Genomic DNA, 25,382 nt, shown 5'->3' with positions numbered 1-25,382 from the left:
GTATGAAGGTAATAATTATATGAATATCAAGCAATTTGTAACTGAACTTTCCCAGCAAGGTGTGAAATTGTGGGTTGACGGTGAACAGTTGCGTGCTAATGCTCCAAAGGGAGTAATGACAGCAGAAACTCGTGACTTATTAGTTAAGAATAAAGCAGAACTTATTTTGTGGCTGCACCAGAAAAATGAGTTAGCGTACCCCAACGGGGAAGCAAGCTACGTGCAGCGTCCCGTTGGCGCAGCCTCTCGTACAGAAGGGAAGCTCACCGGAGGTATCGCCACTGATACTGATTTACCCCCGATCAAAGGCGATCGCACTCAGAACTTACCTCTGTCTTTTGGCCAAGAACAAATCTGGTTATTGAACCAGTTAGAACCAAATAACCCCTTCTACAACGAACAAGCAGCTCTACGATTTCGTGGTAATCTAAACGTCGTGGCACTAGAGCAAAGCCTCAACAAAATTATTGCCCGCCACGAAGCCTTACGTACCAACTTCCGAACCTTTAACGAGCAGCCAATTCAGGTAATTGCTGAAAGCTTAACCTTAAATTTGTCAGTAGTAGACCTAACAGAGCTACCTGAAAGTGAAAAAGAAATCGCTTGCCAGCAATTAGCCACGGCAGAAGCTATTCGACCCTTTGACCTCGCTAACTCTGGTTTAATCCGAGCTTCTGTGCTTAAACTCACAGAGCTAGAACACGTCTTGTTACTAACATTACACCACATCGTCTTCGATGCTTGGTCAGTGGGCGTATTGATGCGGGAGTTAGCAACCATTTACTCAGCTCTGTGCAATAACTTGTCTCCAGAGCTACCTGAGCTACAAATTCAGTATGGCGACTTTGCTATTTGGCAACGGCAGTGGTTGCAAACAGAGGTACTCCAAACGCAGCTTAACTACTGGCAGCAACTACTCAAAAACGCTCCTAACCTACTAGAATTACCCACAGACCGACCTAGACCAGCCATTCAAACTTTCCGAGGAGCGCGTCAACATATAAAACTTTCAATTGAACTGAGTGAAGCACTTGCCAATTTTAGTAAGCAAGAAAAAGCCACTTTGTTCACGACGCTGTTCACAGCATTTGTTACCTTACTTTATCGCTATACAGACTCTGATGACATTTTAGTGGGTACGCCCATTGCTAACCGCGATCGCTTAGAAACTGAAGACTTGATTGGCTTTTTTGTCAATACTTTAGTGCTACGTACCGATTTGTCAGGTAATCCCAGTTTTAAGCAGTTGCTGAGTCGAGTGCGTCAACTGATGTCGCAAGCTTACGCTCATTCAGACCTGCCTTTTGAGGAGTTGGTAAAAGCATTGCAGCCAGAACGGGATCTCAGCTATACACCGTTGTTTCAGGTGATGTTTCTCCTCCAGAATGCTTCCATATCTCAAGTGGATCTAACTGGGTTAACTGTCAGTCCATTAGTGACAGAAAGGACAACTGCTAAGTTTGATTTGACTTTATTCATGGAAAACACTACCACTGGACTAGTGAGTACGTGGGAGTACAACACCGACTTGTTCGATCCAGGCACTATCGAGCGGATGGCGGGTCATTTTGTAACTTTGCTAGAAGGCATTGTTGCTAATCCCAAAGAGCAAATTTCGCAATTGCCCTTGCTGACAAAACCGGAACAACGAAAGTTACTTGTCGAGTGGAACGATACTCAAACTGACTATCCCCTTGATAAGTGTATCCATCAGTTGTTTGAGGAGCAAGTAGAGCGTAACCCAGATGCTGTAGCAGTGGTGTTTGAAAATCAACAACTGACTTACCACCAATTGAACTGTCGCGCTAACCAGTTGGCACATTACTTGCAGTCTTTGGGTGTGAAAGCCGATGTGCTGGTCGGTTTATGTGTGGAGCGTTCATTAGAAATGGTAGTGGCATTGTTGGGAATTCTCAAGGCAGGTGGGGCTTATGTGCCACTTGACCCAGAGTATCCCAGCGAGCGCCTGAGTTTCATGCTTGAAGATGCTCAAGTTTCAGTGCTACTAACCCAGCAGCGACTCTTTGAGAGACTGCCTGAGCATCAAGCACATCTTGTTTGCTTAGATACTGACTGGCAGGCAATTTCTAACTCAAGTCAGCACAATACCATTACTAGTGTACAAACGAATAATTTAGCTTATATAATTTATACCTCTGGTTCTACGGGTAAACCTAAAGGTGTAGCCCTTAATCAGCTTGCTCTTTGCAATCTGATTCTGTGGCAACTTCAAAATAATACAATTTCTACTGGAGCAAAAACCCTGCAATTTGCCCCTATTAGCTTTGATGTCTCCTTCCAAGAAATATTCACTACCTGGTTTTCGGGAGGCACATTGTTCTTAATTGCGGAGGAACTACGCCGAGATCCAGTAGCTTTGTTAGGTTTCCTCGAAGAAAAAGCTATTGAGAGACTGTTTGTTCCCTTTGTTGTTTTACAGCAACTAGCTGAAGTCGCTATTGATAGTGAGTTAGTTAATAGTCATCCGAGGGAAATTATTACTGCTGGGGAACAATTGCAGATTACTCCGGCGATTTCTCAATGGTTGGACAAACTTAGTGATTGTACATTGCACAATCATTATGGGCCATCGGAAAGTCATGTGGTTACTACTTTTAGACTGACTGAGCCAGTGGAAAATTGGCCGTTACTTCCTCCCATTGGAAAGCCAATTGCAAATACACAGACTTATATTTTAGATAAATATTTACAGCCTGTACCTATTGGTGTCCCAGGAGAGTTGTACATCGGTGGTGTTTCCCTAGCTAGGGGCTACCTCAATCGTCCAGAGTTGACACAAGAGAAGTTCATTTTAAACCCGTTTGATGAGACAGGAGAGAGTAGATTATATAAAACTGGGGATTTAGTACGCTATTTAACAGATGGCAATATTGAATACTTTGGTCGCATCGATAACCAAGTAAAAATACGTGGTTTTCGCATCGAGTTAGGCGAAATTGAAGCAGTATTAGGCCAACATAGTGATGTACAAGCAGTTTGTGTCATCGCCCGTGAAGATACCCCAGTTGATACTTGTACTGAGCGGAGTCGAAGTAAGCGTTTAGTCGCCTACGTAGTACCGCATCAGCACTGTATACTCTCAATCAATGAACTGCGGCAATTTCTCAAAGCAAAGCTGCCAGAGTACATGATACCCAATGCTTTTGTGATATTGGAGTCGTTGCCATTAACTCCTAGCGGCAAGGTAGACCGCCGCATCCTACCCGCACCAGATTTACACAGCGAACTCAAAGCCAAATATATAGCCCCGCGCACCCCCGTTGAAGAAATGCTGGCACAAATTTGGGCGCAAGTGCTGAAAGTAGAGCAAGTGGGCATTAATGATAACTTCTTTGAACTTGGAGGACACTCGCTACTAGCAACGCAACTGGTTTCACGCATCCGCAATGTTTTCAAAGTGGAACTACCATTGCGTGAGTTGTTTGCCAAAGCGACAGTGGCGGAATTAGCACAAGCAATTGAGCAGTTGCAGCAACAGGACTTAGATATGTCTGCACTGCCTATCTTACCAAGACCAAAAAATGCAGACTTACCACTGTCGTTTGCTCAACAGCGTTTGTGGTTTTTAGACAAATTAGAGCCGAACAGTGCCTTATACAATTTACCCATAGCTTTACGTCTAGTCGGAAATATCAATCAAGTTGCTTTAGAGCAAAGCTTACAAGAAATTATTTATCGCCACGAAGCTTTACGTACCAATTTCGTCGTCGTTAATGGACAACCAACTCAAATCATCCAAACACAACCAAATTGGACAGTCTCAGCTGTTGATTTCAAGCATTTATCTACACTTGTACTGAGCGAAGTCGTTGGCGTAGCCTCTGCCTCAGCAGAAGTAACCGAACAAGAAATAGCCGTCCAGCAATTAGCACAAAAACAAGCTATTCAACCATTTGATCTCGCTAGTGAAGCATTAATTAGGGCGACATTAGTAGTTCTTAATGAGACAGAACACATCTTGTTAATGTGTATGCACCATGTAGTCTCTGATGCTTGGTCAATAGGTGTGTTTGTGCAAGAACTAGCAGCACTTTATAATGCTTATTCTCAAAATCGACCATCACCTTTAACACCATTAGCGATTCAGTATGCAGATTTTGCCATCTGGCAGCGAAACTGGTTACAAGGAAATGTGCTGGAAAGCCATCTGAGTTACTGGCAACAGCAACTCAAAGATGCACCAGCTTTATTGTCGTTACCCACAGACCGACCCAGACCTGCTGTGCAGACTTTCGCTGGCGCACATCAAGAGTTTGTACTATCAGTTGAGTTAACTAATAGATTGGTAAAACTAAGCCAAGAGCAAGGTTGTACTCTGTTTATGACGCTGTTAGCAGCTTATGATACCTTGCTTTATCGTTATACAGGATCTGATGACGTTTTGGTTGGTTCACCGATCGCAAATCGCGATCGCAGTGAAATTGAAGGGTTAATTGGCTTTTTTGTCAATACCTTAGTGATGCGTACCAACTTGGCAGGCAACCCCAGTTTTAGCGAATTGCTCACTCGTGTTCGAGAAATGGCAATGGATGCATACTCTCATCAGAATTTGCCATTTGAAATGCTAGTGGAAGCATTGCAGCCCCAACGGGATCTCAGTCATACTCCACTGTTCCAGGTGATGTTTGCACTCCAGAATGCCCCTATATCTGAAGTAGAGCTTACTGGCTTAACTATCAGTTATTTACCGGCAGCAGGTGCAACTTCCAAGTTTGATTTGTCTTTGTTAATGCAGACCACTGCTACTTCTGCTGAGGCAGAGGCTTCGCCAACGACTACGCTCAGTACAGGTGCTGGACTAGTGGGTGTGTGGGAATATAGCACTAATTTGTTTGATGCCAGCACAATCGAGCGCCTGACTGAGCATTTTGTGACGTTGCTTGAAGGTATTGTTGCTAACCCACAGCAGAAGATTTCACAGTTACCTCTGCTGACAGAAGTTGAGCAACAGCAGTTATTAGTTGAGTGGAATGATACTCAGGCGGATTATCTCCAGCATAAGTGTATCCATCAGTTGTTTGAGGAACAGGTAGAGCGTATCCCTGATGCTGTAGCTGTGGTGTTTGGAAATCGACCACTGACTTATGGTGAGTTGAATAGTCGTGCTAACCAGTTGGCGCATTACCTAAAGTCTTTGGGCGTGGGAGCGGATGTGCTGGTTGGGTTGTGTGTTGAGCGATCGCTAGAAACAATCGTGGGAATATTAGGTATTCTCAAAGCTGGTGGAGCTTATGTGCCACTTGACCCAGACTATCCTCAAGAGCGTTTGGCATATATGCTAAATGATTCACAGGTATCAGTCCTGTTGACTCAAGAGAAATTGCTCACTAGCTTACCAGAACATGGGGCACATGTACTGTGCTTAGATAAAGACTGGGAAGACATATCCACCGAAAGTAAAAATAATCTCGTTAGTGGCTTAACAACTGATAACTTAGCTTATGTCATTTACACATCAGGATCTACAGGTCAACCGAAAGGCACCTTAGTCAACCACTCAAATGTAGTTCGTCTATTTGAAGCGACAAATTCTTGGTATCACTTCAATCAAGATGATGTGTGGACAATGTTCCACTCTTACGCTTTCGATTTCTCTGTTTGGGAAATTTGGGGAGCTTTACTTTATGGTGGACGACTGGTAGTAGTGCCTTATTTAGTGACGCGATCGCCTGAGTCTTTCTATGAATTGTTATGTCAAGAGAAAGTCACAATTCTCAATCAAACACCCTCAGCTTTCCGTCAGTTGATTCAAGCCGAACAGTCAACAGCAACTACTGAGGATTTGAACTTACGCTTGGTAATTTTCGGTGGAGAAGCCTTAGAACTAAAGAGTTTACAGCCTTGGTTTGAGCGTCACGGCGACCAATTGCCACAGTTAGTAAATATGTACGGGATTACGGAAACTACTGTACACGTCACCTACCGTCCATTGAGCAAAGCCGATTTGAATAGCACGGCAAGTGTAATTGGTCGTCCGATTCCTGACTTACAGGTGTATGTGCTAGATGAACATCTTCATCCAGTACCGATTGGGGTTCCTGGCGAGATGTACGTTGGCGGTGCTGGGGTAGCGCGTGGCTATCTTAATCGCCCTGAACTGACAGCACAGAGGTTTATCTCTAATCCCTTTAGCAATAACCCAAAAGCACGACTATATAAATCCGGTGACCTAGCACGTTATTTGCCTAATGGCGAGTTGGAGTATTTAGGGCGAATTGACCAACAAGTGAAAATTCGCGGTTTCCGCATTGAGTTGGGAGAAATTGAGGCACTACTAGCGCAACACTCAGCCATTTGGGAAAGCGCGGTGCTGGTTCGGGAGGATGAACCGGGCAACAAACGTTTAGTAGCTTACATAGTGCCGAAAACAGAACAATCTCCCACAGCCGCAGAACTACGTCGCTTCCTCAAACAAAAGCTGCCAGAGTACATGATACCAAGTGCTTTTGTGCAGTTAGAAGTTCTACCATTGACAGCAAATGGTAAGGTAGACCGTCGTGCTTTGCCTGTACCTGACACCGCAAGACCAGAATTAGAAGATGTTTTTGTCGCACCTAGCACTCCAGAAGAGAAAATATTAGCCGCCATCTGGACTAAGATTCTCGGTGTTGAACAAGTAGGTATTAATGATAACTTCTTTGCTTTAGGTGGGGATTCTATCCGTAGTATTCAAGTGCTGTCTCAAGCTAAAGAACAAGGTTTGAGTTTCTCTCTTGCACAGTTATTCCAATATCAAACGATTCACGAGCTAGTCCAGGAACTGAAAACACAAGAAAATGACATCACAAGATTAGAATTAACTCAACCATTCAGTCTGATTTCTCAAGCAGACAAACAGCAGTTACCTGATGGTCTAGAGGATGCCTATCCCCTTGCTATGCTGCAAATGGGAATGATTTACCACAGTGAGTACAGCCAAGATAGTGCAGTCTATCACGATATTTTCAGTTTCCACCTTAAAACCCCTCTTGATGTTCAACTTTTACAGGTCGCTATTCAAGATTTAGTCAATCATCACGCTGTACTGCGGACTTCATTTGAGCTTAGTAACTTCAGTATTCCGTTGCAACTGGTTCATCAGCAAGTTGAGGTTCCCTTGCAGGTGGAAGATTGGTGTCATTTGCATCATTCCCAGCAAGAAGAAGCCTTAGCTGCTTGGTTTGAAGTTGAAAAGAAACGGCATTTTGATTGGACTCATCCTCCCTTAGTGCGTTTCTTTGTTCATCGTCGCACACAAGAAACATTTAATCTGGCTTTGAGTTTTCACCACGCCATTCTCGATGGATGGAGTGTTGCCTCGATGATGAGTGAGTTGCTTAAGCGTTACTTGTCGCTTTTAGGCGAACCAGTCGATTATGTATCGCCACAATTCAGTATTGCGTTCCGGGATTTCGTGGCTTTAGAGCAACAAGCGATCGCTTCATCGTCAACTGGGCGATACTGGAGTGAAAGGTTAAACGACAGCACTTTTACCAAATTACCTCGCTGGTCTGTTGTGCAAACAAATACCAATGTTCGAGAAGTTGGTGTGCAAGAGGTGACTTTATCCCCTGAAATTTTTGCAGGCTTAAAACAACTGGCTCAGTCTGCAGAAGTTACACTCAAGAGTGTGTTGTTGGCTGCCCATCTGCGAGTATTAAATTTCCTCACTGGTGAAGAGGATGTAGTAACGGGTCTAACAGCTAACGGACGACCTGAGCAAAGTGATGGTGAACGAGTCCTGGGACTATTCCTCAATACATTGCCATTCCGCCTGCAATTTGCTGGAGGCACTTGGACAGACTTGGTGCAAAAAGTGTTTGCAGCAGAACGAGAAATGTTGCCGCACCGCCGCTATCCTTTGGCGGAAATGCAAAGGAATTTGGGTGGTGAGCCTTTATTTGAGACGGCGTTTAATTTTACCCATTTCCACGTCTACGAACAGGTGCTGGGACTCGATAATTTGCAGCTGCTAGGTGGAAAGTTTTTTGAACAAACAAACTTGACTTTTATTGCTCAATTCAGCGTCAGTCCCAACTCTTCTGATATAGTACTGAATTTGAAATACGATTCCTGCGAGTTATCCTCTGAACAAGTCAACGGGATTAGTGATTATTATCTGAGAGTTCTGGCGGCAATGGCAAACCAGCCACAAGGGCGTTATGAGTTGCACTCTCTTGTTTCTTCAGAGGAGCGTCATCAACTTCTAGTGGAGTGGAACAAAACAGTAGTAGACTATCCACTAGATAAATGTCTCCATGAGTTGTTTGAGGAGCAGGTTGAGCGTACACCAGATGCTGTAGCAGTGGTGTTTGAAAATCAACAACTGACTTACCAGCAATTGAACACTCGTGCCAACCAGTTAGCATATTACTTGCAATCTTTGGGTGTAAAACCAGATACGCTGGTGGGTATTTGTGTAGAGCGTTGCCTAGAAATGGTGGTGGGACTGTTGGGTATTCTCAAAGCAGGTGGGGCATATCTACCACTTGACCCAGACTATCCTAGCGATCGCTTGAGCTTTATGCTCGAAGATGCTCAATTGAGAGTGCTGCTGACACAACAGCAACTCCTGGAAAAGTTGCCACAGCATCAAGCCCGGGTTATATGTTTAGATACTGACTGGCAATCTATCTCTCAATTAAGTCAGGATAATCCAATTACTGCTGTACAAGCAACTAACTTGGCTTATGTGATTTATACCTCTGGTTCTACCGGAAAGCCTAAAGGAGTGATGCTTTCTCATCGCAACCTTTGCAACCACATGTTCTGGATGCAAGCAACATTCCCGCTAACTCAAACAGACAAAGTGTTACAGAAAACTCCCTTTAGCTTTGATGCTTCAGTTTGGGAATTCTACGCTCCTTTGTTAGTAGGCGGACAGTTGCTATTAGCTCAACCCGGAGGTCATGCTGACACTGCTTACCTGTTAGAGTTAATTGCCCTACGGCAGGTCACTACTGTTCAATTTGTACCATTTTTGTTACAAATCCTCATAGAACAAGGAGGACTCGAAACTTGTCACTCTCTCAAACAAATTTTCTGCGGAGGTGAAGCTTTACAAGTTGCTCTGCAAGAGAAGGTGTTAAGCAATTTCAATGTGAACTTGCATAATCTCTATGGCCCGACGGAAGCTTGCATTGATGCAACATTCTGGACTTGCAAACCAGGTCTTGACCGACAAGTTGTTCCCATCGGTCGCCCAATAGCCAATACGCAAATCTACATTTTAGACAAGTATCTGCAACCAGTAACCGTTGGCGTACCTGGAGAACTGCACATTGGTGGTTCTGGGTTGGCACGAGGCTATCTTAACCGTCCAGAGTTGACAAAAGAAAAATTCATTCCTAACCCGTTTGAGGATGCAGGAAGGAGTAAGTTATATAAAACAGGGGACTTAGCACGTTATCTGCCGGATGGCAACATTGAATACATAGGACGTATCGACAATCAAGTTAAGATTCGCGGCTTCCGTATTGAGTTGGGTGAAATTGAAACAGCACTAAGCAAACATAGTGATGTTCAGGCATCTTGTGTCATCGCCCATGAAAATACCTCTGGTGATACTTGTACTGAGCGGAGTCGAAGTAAACGCTTAGTTGCCTACGTAGTGCCGCATCAGCACTGTACACCCATAATTAGTGAACTGCGGCAATTCCTGAAAGCGAAGCTACCAGATTACATGGTGCCAAACGCTTTTGTGATGTTGGAGGAAATGCCACTCACTCCCAACGGTAAAGTAGACCGCCGTGCATTGAGAGCACCTGATTTACACAGCGAACTCAAAGACAAATATATAGCCCCGCGCACCCCAATTGAAGAAATGCTGGCACAAATTTGGGCGCAAGTGCTGAAGGTAGAGCTTGTAGGCATTTACGATAACTTCTTTGAACTTGGGGGACATTCGCTACTAGCAACGCAACTAGTTTCACGCATCCGCGATCGCTTCAAAGTCCAACTTCCTTTACGCGAATTGTTCGACACCGCAACAATAGCTGAATTGGCGCAATCAATCGGGAAGTTACAGCAACAAAACTTAGACCTAACTGTTCCACGCATTCTACCAAGGAGCAAGAGATGATGACTGAAGAATTACCCCTATCTTATGCTCAACAGCGTTTGTGGTTTTTAGACCAGTTAGAGCCAAATAGTCCTTTATATAACATCCCCTTTGCTTTGCGCCTAGTGGGAAATCTCAATCGGGTTGCCTTAGAACAAAGCTTCCAAGAAATTATTCATCGCCATGAAGCGTTACGCACAAACTTTATCACAGTTGATGGACAACCAATTCAAATCATTCAAACGCAACCGAATTGGACAGTCTCAGTTGTTGAGTGCAAAGACCTGCCACCAAGCGAACAAGAAATCGTTACACAACAATTAGCGCAACAACAAGCTATTCAAACGTTTGACTTGGCAAAGGGAGGATTAATTAAGGCGACATTAGTAGTGCTGTCAGAAACAGAACACATATTGTTAGTGTGTATGCACCATATTGTCTCTGATGCTTGGTCAATGGGTGTGTTTGTATCTGAGCTAACAGCACTGTACAAGGCTTATTCTGAAGGTCAGCCGTCACCTTTAGCACCACTACCAATCCAGTATGCAGATTTCGCAATTTGGCAAAGAGAGTGGTTGCAAGGGCATGTACTGCAAACTCAACTAAGTTACTGGCAACAACAACTAAAAGATGCACCAACTTTATTGTCGCTGCCTACAGACCGACCAAGAGCTGCGGTGCAGACTTTCACAGGTGCAACTAAAGAATTTACACTCTCGGTTGAGTTGACTAAGAGACTAGCAAAACTGAGCCAACAGAGAGGTTGTACTCTCTTTATGACTCTGTTAACAGCCTTTGATATCCTACTTTACCGCTACACAGGGCAAGCAGATATTTTGGTGGGAACCCCAATCGCCAACCGCGATCGCTCTGAAATTGAAGGGTTAATTGGCTTTTTTGTCAATACCTTAGTCATGCGTACAGATTTGGCAGGCGACCCCAGTTTTAACGAATTACTAGGTCGTGTCCGACAAGTAGCTTTGGGTGCGTATGCTCATCAAGACTTGCCTTTTGAAATGCTAGTGGACGCATTACAACCAGAACGAAATCTGAGTTATACGCCACTATTCCAAGTGATGTTTGCACTTCAGAATGCACCCATGTCGGAACTAGAGCTTGCAAACTTAACTATCAGTTCCATACCATATCAAAGCACAACTGCTAAGTTTGATCTTACCTTGCTAATGTACAACTCTGCTGCTGGATTAGCGAGTGTATGGGAATACAATACTAATTTATTTGATACCAGCACAATTGAGCGGATGAGTGGGCATTTTGTGACCTTGCTGGAAGGTATTGTTGCTAACCCAGAGGAGCAGATTTCGCAATTGCCAATGCTGACACAAGTTGAACAGCATCAGTTATTAGTGGAGTGGAACCAGACAGCAGTAGAGTATCCACTAGATAAATGTCTCCATCAGTTGTTTGAAGAGCAGGTAGAGCGGACTCCGAATGCAGTAGCAGTGGTGTTTGAAAATGAACAACTGACTTATCGAGAGTTGAATTGCCGTGCTAACCAGTTGGCTCATTACTTACAGTCTTTGGGTGTAAAACCAGATGTGCTAGTGGGGATTTGCGTCGAGCGTTCATTAGAAATGGTCGTAGGACTGTTGGGGATTCTCAAAGCAGGTGGAGCTTATGTGCCACTTGACCCAGACTATCCTACTGAGCGTTTGAGCTTTATGCTTAAAGATGCTCAAGTTCCAGTATTGCTGACACAACAGCAACTCCTGAAAGAGTTGCCTGGGCATCAAGCGCAGGTTGTATGTTTAGATACTGACTGGCAATCTATTTCTAAGTCTTGTCAGGATAATGCAATTACTGCTGTGCAAGCCAATAACTTGGCTTATGTAATTTATACATCAGGATCTACAGGCAGACCGAAGGGAGTACTAGTTACCCATCAGAGTTTGCTAAATCTGATTTTCTGGCATCAACACGCTTTTGAAATCACCCCATTAGACAAAGCCACTCAGTTAGCAGGAACAGCATTTGATGCTGCGGTATGGGAATTGTGGCCTTACCTCACGGCTGGAGCAAGTGTTTACTTAGTCAGATCCGAAACCCTTCACTCACCAATACATTTGCGAGACTGGCTTACATCAAAAAAAATCACGATCGGTTTTCTGCCAACGCCACTTGCAGAGAAGTTATTGTCTCTAGAATGGGATGAAAGCGTAGCTTTACGAACAATGCTGGTGGGTGGGGATAAGCTTCATTATTATTCCTCAGATTTAGTCCCTTTTAAGGTTGTGAATAACTATGGCCCGACGGAAAATACTGTTGTCACAACTTCTGGGCTGGTAGTATCCAATAGACAATATACTATCTCATCACCTCCTATTGGCCGCCCCATTGCCAACGTACAGACTTACATTCTAGACTCGAACTTACAACCAGTACCAATTGGTGTACCAGGAGAGTTGTACATCGGTGGTTCTTCTTTGGCTAGTGGCTACCTCAACCGAAGCGAGTTGACACAAGAAAAATTTATCTCCAATCCGTTTGACAAGACAGAAGTCAAAAGTCAAAAGTCAAAATTATATAAAACAGGGGATTTGGCACGTTATCTGCCAGATGGCAATATCGAATATTTAGGGCGCATTGACAATCAGGTAAAAATACGTGGCTTCCGCATCGAGTTGGGAGAAATCGAAGAATTACTGAACCAACATGGTGATGTCCAGGCGTGTTGTGTTATGGCCCGTGAAGACATTCCTGGTGATAAACGCCTAGTCGCTTACGTAGTACCGCATCTAGGACAAACACCTACCATCAGCCAGTTGCGCTCTTTCCTCTCTAGCCAACTGCCTACTTACATGGTGCCACATACTTGTGTAATGCTGGAGTCGCTACCACTAACTCCTAACGGTAAGGTAGACCGTCGCGCTTTACCTGCACCAGACTCTCGTGAGGGACTGGAAGTAAGTTTTGCTGCCCCGCGCACTCCGATTGAAGAAATGCTAGCGCAAATTTGGGCATCAGTCCTAAAAGTCGAGCAAGTAGGCATACATGATAATTTTTTTGAACTCGGTGGAGATTCGATTCTCAGTATTCAAATTATTGCTAGAGCAAATCAGCTAGGAATTGCGATCAGTCCCAAGCAACTGTTTATGCACCACACAATATCCAAGTTAGCAGCAGTCGCTGAGACAACTGAAGCGATCGCGGTAGAACAAGGATTAGTCACAGGGACATTACCTCTAACGCCAATTCAACACTATTTCTTTGAGCAAAATTTACCACAGCCGCACCACTTTAATCAATCATTTCTGCTCTCAGTACCATCTGACCTCAAGACAGAGTTATTAAAGCAAGTATTGCAGCAATTGCTAGTACATCACGATGCTCTGCGGCTACATTTTACACAATCTGAGTCCACTTGGCAGCAGATTCACTCTGCTGTGACTAATAGCGTTGCCTTCTCTTACATAGACTTATCGACACTTCCAGAAAGTGAGCAACAAACTGCTATTGAAACTAAAGCGGCTTTCTTTCAGGCGAGTTTGAATCTGTCAGAAAATCTAGTGCAAGTAGCCTTTTTCCATCTGGGTATTGACAAAAGGGCGCGATTACTAATAGTCATCCATCACTTAGTAGTTGATGGTGTTTCTTGGCGAATTTTATTAGAGGATTTACAAACAGCTTACCAGCAACTTGCTCAAGGTAAAGCCATTGCCCTGACTGCCAAAACAACTTCTTTCAAAGATTGGTCTGAAAAATTAACAGCTTATGCACAATCACAAGCCCTCAAATCTGAAGTGGCTTATTGGCTGAATGAATCTCGCACCTTAGTTTCTCCCATCCCAGTTGACTATACACAAGGGGCAAACACCGTTGCGTCTGCCAGTACAGTATCAGTGTCATTAAATGAGATCGAAACTCGTGCCTTACTGCAAGATGTGCCAAAGGCTTACAACACTCAGATTAATGATGTGCTACTGACTGCCTTGGTGCTGGTTTTGGCAAAATGGACTAACTCAAGCTCTGTGCTGTTCAATTTAGAAGGTCATGGGCGAGAAGATATTGTTGATGGTGTGGATTTATCACGCACTATCGGTTGGTTTACGACCATTTTCCCTGTACTTGTGGAACTGGGAGCAATAGAAAATCCAGCAGATTTCTTAAAATCTGTCAAAGAACAACTGCGAGCTATTCCCAACAAAGGAATTGGCTACGGCTTATTGCGCTATCTGAGTCAGGATGCAGAAATTGCTGCTCAACTTCGAGCATTTAGGCAAACAGAAATCAGTTTTAATTATTTGGGTCAATTCGATCAACTTCTCAATACATCTTCTTGGATGCAGATGGCTAGTGAGTCTGCGGGACACAGCCAAAGTTTGCTCAACAACCGCGCTCATTTATTAGACATCAATAGCATTATTGCTGGAGAACGGTTGCAAATCAGTTGGACTTACAGCATTAATGTCCACCAGCAAACCACGATCGCAACTCTGGCGCAAGATTTTGTTAAAATCTTGCAAGAGTTGATTGCTCATTGTTCATCACCTGAGAGTGGAGGTTATACACCTTCAGATTTCTCTTTGGTGAAGCTAAACCAGCTAGAACTAGACCAACTGTTGGCAAGTTTAGGCAAAACTAACTCCAAGAATATTGAAGATATTTATCCACTTTCTCCCATGCAGCAGGGGATGCTGTTTGAAAGTTTGTATGCTCCAGACTCAGGAGTATATTTTGAGCAGTTAAGTTTTACTTTAAAAGGTGAGTTGAACGTAGCAGCTTTTGAGCAAGCTTGGCAGCAAGTGGTAGCACGGCATTCAATCTTGCGGACTGCTTTCGTTTGGGAGCAATTAACCCAGCCACTTCAAATTGTGTATCGGCAGGTGAATCTTAACCTAAAAACCCATGATTGGCAACAACTATCTACACAAAAGCAGCAACAGCAATTAGAGCTTTTCTTGCAGTCACAGCGAGAAGAGGGTTTCCAACTGAATCAAGCACCACTAATGAGCCTCAGCATGATTCAATTGAGTGCGGATAGTTATCAATTCGTTTGGAGTTCTCATCACTTATTGCTTGATGGCTGGTCAACGCCTTTGATTTTCAAAGACTTATTATATTTTTATCAAGCAATTTCTCAAGGTGAAACTGTAGTCGTTCAACCAGCCCAAAGCTATCGCAACTATATTGCTTGGCTACAGAAACAAGACTTAACCCAAGCTGAACAATTCTGGAGAGAAAAACTCCAAGGTTTTACCTCACCCACTTCTTTGATAGTTGATAAACCATCGTCAAAACGACAGCAGCTAAATTCTAGTTACAGCGAACAACAAATCCAACTGACAGAGCAAGCAACAGCTACCCTACAGACTTTTGTACGGCAGCATCAACTAACGATAAATAATTTGGTGCAAGCGACTTGGGCATTAATACTGAGTCGCTACAGTCAAGAAACAGATGTAGTTTTTGGTGCTACTGTGTCAGGTCGTCCGCCCTCTCTTGTCGGTATCGAGTCAATGGTGGGGATATTTATCAATACCTTGCCAGTACGAATGCAAGTTACAGATGATACCCAAGTCTTAGCTTTGTTGAAGGATTTACAAACACAACAAGTGGAGTCTGAGCAATACTCATATAACTCATTGGTAGATATTCAAGGCTGGAGTGAAGTTTCTAGAGGAACGCCTTTATTTGAGAGCATTGTTGTCTTTGAGAATTATCCTGTGGATGAGGCAGTAAAATCGCCTAAGCACAGTTTCTCTATAGAAAGTATTCACAGCATTGAACAAACTAATTATCCGCTAACTGTAATTGCTGCTCCTGGTAAGCAATTGTTGGTGAAGATTAACTATGATACCAGTCGATTTGATGATGGTGCGATCGCTCGTTTATTAAAACATTTCCAAACATTACTTGAGGGAATTATTGCTAACCCACAGCAACAAATTTCCCAATTGTCACTAATCACACTAAAGGAAAAGCATCAGTTATTAGTTGAGTGGAACAATACCCAAACTGATTACCCAATTGATAAATTTATTCATCAGTTGTTTGAGGAACAAGTAGAGCGTACCCCAAATGCAGTGGCGGTAGAGTTTGAGACTCAACGACTTACTTACTACGAATTAAACTGTCGGGCAAATCAATTAGCACACTACTTGAAGTCCTTGGGCGTGAAACCAGATGTGCTAGTCGGATTGTGTGTAGAACGCTCATTAGAAATGGTTGTGGGACTGTTGGGGATTTTAAAGGCTGGTGGTGCTTATGTACCACTTGACCCAGACTATCCAATTGAGCGTTTGCATTTCATGCTCGAAGATACTCAGGTAAGGGTGCTGCTTACCCAACAACAACTGATTAGCAAACTACCCCAACATGAAGGGCAAGTTGTTTGTTTAGATACTGACTGGGCAGTAATTTCTCAATATAGCCAGGAAAATCTCATTGCTGGTGTAGAACCTAGTAACTTAATTTACGTGATATTTACCTCTGGTTCTACAGGTAAACCAAAAGGCGTAGCTTTGCCTCATCGAGCAATCACTAATTTGATTCAATGGCATTTAGCTACTCTACAAACAGAAGTGGGAGTTCTTCAATTTTCCTCATTAAGTTTTGATGCCAGCATTCACGAAATGTTTGCTGCTTGGTGTTCTGGCGGAACGCTATTTATAGTTTCCGAAACTGTGCGTTTGGATTTGGACAGTTTAATTCACTTCCTAGCAAGCAAACCTATACAGAAGGTAATTCTTCCAGTTGTTGTGCTTCAGCAATTGGCAGAGGTATACGGACAGCAAAAACATTTGTTCAAAAATATTACAGAGATTATTACCACCGGCGAACAACTGCAAGTAAATCGACCCATTGTTAATTTATTTAATAATTTGGAAAATTGTTCGCTGCATAATCATTACGGGCCTTCCGAAACCCATGTGGTAACAGGTTTTACGTTCTCAGGTACACCAGATACTTGGCCTGCTTACCCTCCAATAGGAAAACCTATTGATAATACACAAATGTACATTGTCGATAGTAATTTCCAACCAGTTCCTATCGGTGTGACTGGTGAACTTTACATAGGCGGCGTTGGGTTAGCTAACGGTTACTATAATCGTCCGGAGTTAACAAAGCAAAAATTTATTCCTAATCCCTTTAAAGCTGAAGATTACTTGTATAAAACTGGGGATTTGGCGCGTTATTTACCGGATGGCAATATTGAATTTCTGGGTCGCATTGACCATCAGGTGAAAATTCGGGGATTTCGGGTGGAACCTGGAGAAATTGAAACTTTACTCAATCAACATCTGGAAATTCAAACTACTGTGGCTATTGTTCGGGAAGATACCCCAGGTGATAAACGTTTAGTGGCCTATGTAATACCGCATGAAAACTGTGTACCGACAATTAGCCAACTGCGTCAGTTCTTAAAAGCAAAACTACCGCTTTACATGGTTCCGGCAATAGTCATTCTGGATTCCTTACCACTAACACCCAACGGTAAGGTAGACCGTCGCGCATTGCAAGCACCTACTGACACCAGTGACGCAGACAAATTTGTTGCACCACGTAGCCAAGTAGAACTGCAATTAACGCAAATCTGGTCAAGAATTTTGAAAGTGGACAAGGTAGGAGTACGAGATAATTTCTTTGACCTTGGTGGTCACTCGCTTTTAACGCCTTACTTAATGGCTCAAATTAAAAAGCAGTTTGGTAAAGATATTGCGATCGCCAGCCTTTACCAAAATCCTACTATTGAACAGTTGGCAACTATTGTGCAAGCGGATTCGGGTTCCTCAATTTGGTCTCCCTTAGTAGCAATTCAGCCGAACGGTTCCAAGCCACCTTTGTTTTGCCTTCCAGGAGCTGCTGGTACTCCTTTCTATTTGTATGACTTAGCGCGTTGTCTGGGTTCAGACCAACCATTTTACAGTTTCCAAGCAAATGCTCTTTCTGGAGAATCGGAATCAATTACTCCAGTTGAGGATGTAGCCGCCCAGTACATTCAAACACTCTTAGTTGTTCAACCGCAGGGGCCGTATTTTTTAGCAGGCCATTCTTTTGGCGGTAAATTAGCCTTTGAAATGGCGCAGCAGTTACTTCGCAAAGGCCATAAGGTTGCTTTAGTTGCCATTCTTGATACTACAGCACCTTTTTATCAGGAAAAGCCAGAAGGTTTTGATTGGGATAATGCTAAATGGCTAGCTCAACTGGCAGATGCAATCGAAATTGTTCACGCAAAAAAACTAGATATTTCTGACGATATTCTTCAATGTTTGGTTTGGGAAGATCAACTGAAATACGTTCTAGAACGATTAAAAAATGCTGATATCTTGCCTCCCGATGATGAAATTACGCAGTTTAAGAATATGGTGCAATTGCTCAAAGCTAACTCTCTAGTTAATTATGTACCACAACAGGTTTATCCAATCCGAATTACCCTCTTGCGCGCTAGCGAAACTCCCGCAGTTGAAGAGTCTAATAATGAAGTAGTTTCTGAGATTTTGCAGGATTTGACCTGGGGCTGGAGCAAGTTTTCTACCGAGCCAGTGGATATCCATTTTGTCTCAGGCAACCATGTCACGATGATGAATCAACCAAATGTTCAGGTCTTAGCCGAACGGTTGAAAGCTTGCATCGAAGAAGCACAGGAGACTAAGGGTGACGGGGTATGAACCTTCTTTTGATCGTCAGATTCTACCCATAAATAGCATTTTTCTTTAAAAGAGCGATCGCTATTGAACAAAGCATTGCAATATTCCTGCCGATTTACTGAGTTAATTTGAAACGTCAAAACAATAGTTATGTCCCATACCAATCAGATAGATAAAACCATGAAATTAACCAAAGACCAAATAGAATATTACAAAGAAAATGGGCTACTGTTTATCCCAGAGCTTTTCTCGACAAAAGAAGTCAAGGCAATGCACGCTGCTGTTGAGGATTTGATAGTAAGAGATATACCAGGACGGATTTTAGAAAAGGATAACAAAACAGTGCGCGCTCTTCATGGATGCCACGCCACCACGGAAATTTTCGATTCCTTGACTCGACACCCTAGCCTACTAACATCTGCCTGTGAAATTCTCAATAGCGATGTATATGTTTACCAGTTTAAAATAAACTTTAAAGCAGCTTTCGGAGGAGATATATGGCCGTGGCATCAAGACTTTGTGTTTTGGGATCGAGAAGATGGTATGCCATCGCCTAAAGCATTGAATGTTGCTGTTTTCTTAGATGAATGTAATGAGTTTAACGGGCCTATGTATTTCATTCCAGGTTCTCACAAAAAGAGCCTTATTCACTTAGGACAAATAGAGTCATCTGGAGTTAATGGTCAAAAAAATGACTGGGAATCTAATGTCAGTGCTGCTCTCAAGTACTCTCTTGGGAAAGAAACAATCGCCAAACTAGCTACTGAAAAAGGTATCGTTGCACCAAAAGGCCCTTTAGGATCTGTCCTTTTCTTTCACTGTAATTTAGTACATGGATCGGCACCCAACATTTCTCCTTACGATCGCAGGCTCCTAATTATCACTTATAACAGCATCAACAATATACCAAGCTTTAAGGGGCAACCTAGACCAGAATTCTTAGTGAGCCGCAACCACACACCACTACAGCCTCTACTCAACAAAGCTCTTATCGAGCCTGCATCCTGTAGATAATGCGATCGCCTAAACCTAAAAATGGATGAAGTCGAGCCAGCACAAGTAAACATCTAAGTGCAAACATGGTTCTGAGTATCGAGTGCTATATGTAATTTCTCACTCGGTACTTATTACTTGTTATTCAGCACTAAAAAGTATTAAATCTGATTATAAAAGATTTTAGTTTATTTTTAAAATATGCCAACCCAAGTTGTTCAACCTCAACCCGGAACAAATCCTTTTTCAGATTTTATCCAATTCTGGAAAAATGTCAGAGCGATCGCAGGGCCCTACTGGTATCCAACAAAGCCAGGGGAAAGAGCATTCTCAGATGTGATTCGTGCATGGGGAATGCTTGTTCTGCTGATATTATTAATAATTGCACTTGTAGGTATAACTGCTTTTAATAGTTTCGTTAATCGCCATTTGATCGATATCATTATTCAAGAAAAGGATTATTCTAAGTTCATTAATACAATATGGCTTTATGCTGTTGGGCTTGTCTGCGTAACGCTCTTAGTAGGATTTTCTAAATTTCTTAGAAAACAAATCGCTCTTGATTGGTATCAATGGCTCAATAATCAGATTTTAGATAAATATTTAACCCAACGTGCTTATTATAAAATTAATTTTAAAGCTGATATTGATAACCCAGATCAACGTTTATCCCAAGAAATTGAACCTATTACTAGTAATGCCCTGAGTTTTTCAGCTACTTTCCTAGAAAAAGTACTGCAAATGACGACTTTTTTAACAATTCTCTGGGCAATTTCCCAACAGATCGCTGTTGCTCTGTTTGTTTATACGATTATAGGCAATTTGATTGCTGTTTACTTGAATCAAGAATTAAATAAGATTAATCAAGAGGAACTGGAATCTAAAGCTGACTACAATTATTGCCTAACTCATGTTCGGAATCATGCTGAATCGATAGCTTTTTTTCGCGGAGAAAATCAAGAATCAAGTATAATTCAACGAAGATTTAATAACATCCTAAAAAGTGCAAAGCGTAAAATTAATTGGGAGAGAAATAACGAAATTTTTAACAGAGGATATCAGTCTGCTATCGAATTCTTTATATTATTAGTACTTGCACCTTTATATATTAGTAATGAAATTAATTTTGGACAAGTTGGACAAGCTACTTTAGCTAGCTACCTTTTTGCTACTGCTCTGGGAGAATTAATAAGTGAATTTGGCACTTCTGGAAATTTTTCGAGTTACGTTGAGCGTTTAACTGAGTTTTCAGATGCATTGGAAGAAGTGACCAAACAACCTGAGAATCTGAGTACTGTTAAAACAATAGAAGAAAACTATTTTGCTTTTGAGAATGTCACCTTACAAACACCAAACTATGAGCAGGTGATCGTCGAAAATTTGTCATTGTCTGTTCAACGTGGAGAAGGTTTATTGATTGTTGGTCCCAGTGGTCGAGGCAAAAGTTCTTTGTTGAGAGCGATCGCTGGTTTGTGGAATGCGGGGACTGGTCGTTTGATGCGACCTCCCCTAGAAGAAGTATTGTTTTTGCCCCAACGTCCTTACATAATTTTGGGAACTTTACGCGAACAATTACTCTATCCTAATACAAATCGTCAAATGACCGATCGAGAACTCAAAGAAGTTTTGCAACAAGTCAACTTGCAAAACTTGCTAAGTCGAGTCGATGGCTTTGATACAGAAGTTCCTTGGGAAAATATATTATCGTTGGGAGAACAACAACGCCTTGCATTCGCACGGCTGTTAGTTACTCATCCTAGCTTCACTATCTTAGATGAAGCAACCAGTGCTTTAGATTTGAATAATGAAGGAAGTTTATATCAACAGTTACAATCAACTCAAACAACTTTTATCAGTGTTGGGCATCGGGAAAGCCTGTTTGATTATCATCAATGGGTTTTAGAGCTTTCACAAGATTCCAGCTGGCAACTTTTAACTGTGCAGGATTATCGGCTTCAAAAAGCAAAAGAAATTGTCATCACTCCTACCCAAAAAGCTGAAATCAAAATAGATGATTTTTCTAATGAAGAATCCCAAATCCAACCCGAAAGAGCAGTAGAAATAGAACCAATAGAAGGACTTTCTCATCAGGAAATGCAGATGTTAGTAAACTATTCAATTGGTACCATTAGAAGTAAGGCAAGCAAAGGGCAATCTATCACTAGTAAGGAGGGCTTAACCTATCGCTATAACAAAAACCCAAAGATATTGAAATGGGTAAGACTTTAGTACTATATTTTCAATAATTGCATCATCTTTGTTTGTATAGTGGTAGCGATGAGCCTGTAGTTGAGAGATTCAATTTTAGAATATCTGTAGGTTGGGTAGAGGAACGAAACCTAACATGGGATCTAAGCTTGTGTTGGGTAACACTAAAGTTCCACCCAACCTACATTGATAAATTTTATGATAAGTAATCACCCGAACTTGATATAAATAAATTCTTCAATTTCTCTTCTTTCTTCCTTTGCGCTCTTTGCGTCCTTCTCTAACGAGACGCTGCGCGAATGCGGTTCGTTCTCTTACCCCTCAAAACTAATGCTTTTCAAACAATCGTTAACAATCCTTCTTTGAGCAAACGGCGTACCAACACGATCTTGCTATTGTCGCTGGCAAAATCGGGCAGCGATTTGATTTGAAATGCAGCTTCCGACTCAGCAATGAAGCGGAAAGCTGGCTCAACGTATGCTGGCGCTTCAACTCTGTTTTGGGGAAATTGAATCATCACCACATCCCCTTTCTTGACAGTTGTACAAATCATTCCTTGGCGTTTGACAACGTGAGTATCCAAGTCAATCTGTTGCAACTCGTCCAATTTACTGAAATGGCTATCTGCTAGTGGAGACAGTGAGCCAATGAACTTAATAGTTAGTCGTTCAACTGCATCATCAATATCAACGCTACTAGCAAAGGTTTTGAGTAAATCTTTCAATTGATTTTTGGTCTGCGTCCTGGCATCATCGTCACGCACAAAGCTAACAGGAACTGCTTTGCGAAATTCGACATTTTGCTGCACAATTGATGTCAAAGCTTTCTGAATCAGGTCAACCCAGCGATAAACAGGGATACCGACGGTGATATGAAGTGAGGAAGTATCCAACGTCTTGGCTTCATGCACAAAACCACGCGGGATATATAACATATCGCCTGGCTTGAGTTCAACTTCATGATTAGGAGCCTTCAGTTGCTCTCGCAATACTTCTTGTGGTAATCGTTGAGCATCTTCTGGCATTGGCAAATCCCAGTAGGAATCATAGGTACGCCAGAGTTTAGTTCCCGAAAGTTGAAGAACAAAAACATCGTGTGTATCAAAGTGGGGCGGAAATCCTTGAGCAGTTTTAGGGGTCAGGTAAAGATTGACATTCGCTGGATGATTAAGATATTGTTCCAGACTTCTGCAAAGTGTGGCGATCGCTTCCCAGTGCTGTTGCAGATGAAATATACACAGAGTATTGCCTTGATTATAGGCATCATAAAATTGATAAATACTAGGAGATGCATTGGGATCTATAGAGCCTTTCCCCCCTAATTTATTCGCTTGATTGGACAAATCATCTGCCACTTTCGATACATTAAAGTCAGAATAGCGAATGCCACTAAAGCGAATGAGCGAGTCAACATCGTTCATGGAAAACAGACCTGAATAGTAATCTGGTTCTCCTCGTGAAACAACAAGGGACTGTCGCTCCCAGTATTCTTTGAAGAAGGTTACGGTATCAATAGGTTGAATTAATTTCTCAAAATCAAAGTTAGTGCTAAACATTTTTGGAGTTCCCTCGAAAACGGATGAAAATTTTGGCGTTGCATAATTGTGGGATGATTTCTCTTACGCAGAGGCGCAGAGAGGATAAGGAGTTTGAGATTTCAATTTCAATACATCAAAATTCATCCCATGATTCAGCAGCGCCAAAATTTCTTTAATTTTGAATTTTGAATTCAATTCTGCCTTATACTCAGTTCTTTCACAAATTCTTCTGGTTCGCTAAAATCCAGCCAAAAAGCCACTTGGGTAATGTTACATACCTGGGGAAAGGCATTTACCTCACGCCAGTTTCTCAGATCGGTTTCCCAGCTTTGTGTTTGTTCAGATAACTGAACTCTTTTACTTAAAATTGAATAAAATCCAGACAGCCTTAAGGCATCGGGAAGAAAGCAGTCAGTGACTGAGAAATAGTTGCTCATGCCTCGCCCCCACCATCGGGGTACATTGACAAATCCCTCTAGCCGCGCGATCGCTTCCATCATCTGAGAAAATTCACCTGGAGTCAAGGAATTGCTTGCTAGCCAACCCGGAAATTCAGCCTCGTTAGTAATCCCCCTTTCTTGGAAAAAATGTTGCGTAATTTTTTGAGTAATACTAATTCTCAAACTCACTTCCGATTGGCTGTTTGTCTGTTCGGCTAAAGCCCAGAGTATAGCAACCTGACGATACAATCTATGTTCACAACTCACTAATGCAGTAATCATATCTGCATCTGCGTTAGTTGTCTCTTGCTGAACTAAGGAGATATCCTTACCAACAATTATCAAGATAAATTGATGTAATTGCTCAACCTTTTTGGCAAAGCTATCGTCTGCACTATAAAGTTTCAGCAATGCCTGAATCCGACCCAAACGTTCAACTAAGACTGGTATTGCTGATGCATCCACGTCTAACTCTAGTTCATTAACATCAGAACTCAAACCCACTACCTCCTGCCTCCTGCCTTCTGCCTCCTGCCTCCTGCCTCCTGCCTCCTGCCTCCTGCCTCCTGCCTCCTGCCTCCTGCCTCCTGCCCCCTGCCTCCTGCCTTCTTCAGGTTGCAGGTTCTGTTGTTGGGCTACAGCATCACACCAACGAATTAGCCCAGCAAGATTACGCAATTGAATGTAAACTCTGCCTAGAAATCGGGCTTCTTGGCTTAATTTTTCAGCTAGAGGCAACCAGGAATATGCTGTCCGTAATGGACGGATAGCAACTCTAGCTTGAAGTTCCTCTATGAAAATGGACTTGTTGAGTTGAAACTTTACTTGCTGATTAGCAGCAGTACCACCACTTTCTCCAACCATAGCGGCCAAATGTTTCAGCAGTTCAATGGCATCTAACTGTTTTTGATCCACATACCCGCCATTTTGCACAAATTCCGAAAACTGGGCTAAAATCTGGCGATCGCCTCCCTGTACCTCAGCATCAGAAACTGCTTGGCTCAAATGTCGTTGACTGAAGAACTGCCGTTTTGCACAACTGATAATTAAACTAGCGATCGCTACATCAATAATATTTTTGTCTACCGCCAGCTGAACTGTAGCCCGGATATTTACTAAAGCATCAGTTGAGGGTTGGTATTGGAATTGAGGGTTGCTATGCAAAATTGCCACTTCATCATCCCCGATGTACTGTCTGTCTCGGTAGGCTGCAAAAATAGCTCCAAATCCCTCCATACCAAAGGCTTCCAGTTCAGCGGCTCGAAGCGCACCCATACTACTTGCCCCAAATACTCGTACTCCTGCTTCTAATGCCCAGAGAATTTCCTTATGCCAAACTGAAGCGCTGCGGTCAAAAAAACCGTCAATAATGGCAATTACCCGCGGCTGTAACCGCAGACAAGCAAGAATATCACCACAACGCACAGGATCGAGGTAACGGGCTGGTAAAATTTGACTGGCTTGGCTAACCGATAGGGTGGGGCCAAGAAAGATGAGAATTTGACTAGGTTCCAAAGAATTCGAGTGCATATTGA

Annotated in this window: 6 protein-coding genes; 4 read left to right on the top strand and 2 right to left on the bottom strand. The window is 42.6% G+C overall.

From position 1 onward, the window contains the following. Nucleotides 1-19: 19 nt before the first annotated feature. The 4 genes from V7K84_RS34370 (at nucleotide 20) to V7K84_RS28625 (ending at nucleotide 21,891) form a co-directional block, all read left to right on the top strand. Complete coding sequence (locus V7K84_RS34370; RefSeq protein WP_442941023.1) at nucleotides 20-10,081, top strand: amino acid adenylation domain-containing protein; 10,062 nt, start codon at nucleotides 20-22, stop codon at nucleotides 10,079-10,081. After that, entirely contained in the window at nucleotides 10,078-18,690 is an 8,613-nt protein-coding gene (locus V7K84_RS34365; RefSeq protein WP_442941022.1) for an amino acid adenylation domain-containing protein, read from the top strand. Before V7K84_RS34370 ends, V7K84_RS34365 begins: the two co-directional genes overlap by 4 nt. Before the next feature lie 129 nt (nucleotides 18,691-18,819). After that, nucleotides 18,820-19,683 (top strand): phytanoyl-CoA dioxygenase family protein, encoded by an 864-nt coding sequence (locus V7K84_RS28630; RefSeq protein WP_334843191.1) that lies wholly within the window; start codon nucleotides 18,820-18,822, stop codon nucleotides 19,681-19,683. Between the two features lie 180 nt (nucleotides 19,684-19,863). Beyond that, on the top strand, nucleotides 19,864-21,891 hold the full coding sequence (locus tag V7K84_RS28625) for an ABC transporter ATP-binding protein/permease (RefSeq protein WP_334843189.1): 2,028 nt from the start codon (nucleotides 19,864-19,866) through the stop codon (nucleotides 21,889-21,891). A gap of 316 nt (nucleotides 21,892-22,207) precedes the next feature. On the opposite strand, the gene V7K84_RS28620 is transcribed toward V7K84_RS28625, so the two are convergent. Both V7K84_RS28620 and V7K84_RS28615 read right to left on the bottom strand, forming a co-directional pair. Beyond that, a complete protein-coding gene (locus V7K84_RS28620) occupies nucleotides 22,208-23,425 on the bottom strand; it encodes a cupin domain-containing protein (RefSeq protein WP_334843187.1) in 1,218 nt (405 codons plus the stop codon). A gap of 173 nt (nucleotides 23,426-23,598) precedes the next feature. Further along, on the bottom strand, nucleotides 23,599-25,377 hold the full coding sequence (locus V7K84_RS28615; protein WP_334843186.1) for a TfuA-like protein: 1,779 nt from the start codon (nucleotides 25,375-25,377) through the stop codon (nucleotides 23,599-23,601). Nucleotides 25,378-25,382 lie beyond the last annotated feature (5 nt).

This window comes from Nostoc sp. (assembly GCF_036917315.1).
Lineage (GTDB): Bacteria > Cyanobacteriota > Cyanobacteriia > Cyanobacteriales > Nostocaceae > Nostoc.
The sequence above is the reverse complement of the archived record's forward strand: the minus strand, read 5'-3'. Positions and strand labels throughout refer to the sequence as shown.

Coding starts and splice junctions, on each gene's coding strand:
- V7K84_RS28630 (WP_334843191.1), top strand. CDS start 18,820: ATGTCCCATACCAATCAGATAGATAAAACCATGAAATTAACCAAAGAC.
- V7K84_RS28615 (WP_334843186.1), bottom strand. CDS start 25,377: ATGCACTCGAATTCTTTGGAACCTAGTCAAATTCTCATCTTTCTTGGC.
- V7K84_RS34370 (WP_442941023.1), top strand. CDS start 20: ATGAATATCAAGCAATTTGTAACTGAACTTTCCCAGCAAGGTGTGAAA.
- V7K84_RS28620 (WP_334843187.1), bottom strand. CDS start 23,425: ATGTTTAGCACTAACTTTGATTTTGAGAAATTAATTCAACCTATTGAT.
- V7K84_RS34365 (WP_442941022.1), top strand. CDS start 10,078: ATGATGACTGAAGAATTACCCCTATCTTATGCTCAACAGCGTTTGTGG.
- V7K84_RS28625 (WP_334843189.1), top strand. CDS start 19,864: ATGCCAACCCAAGTTGTTCAACCTCAACCCGGAACAAATCCTTTTTCA.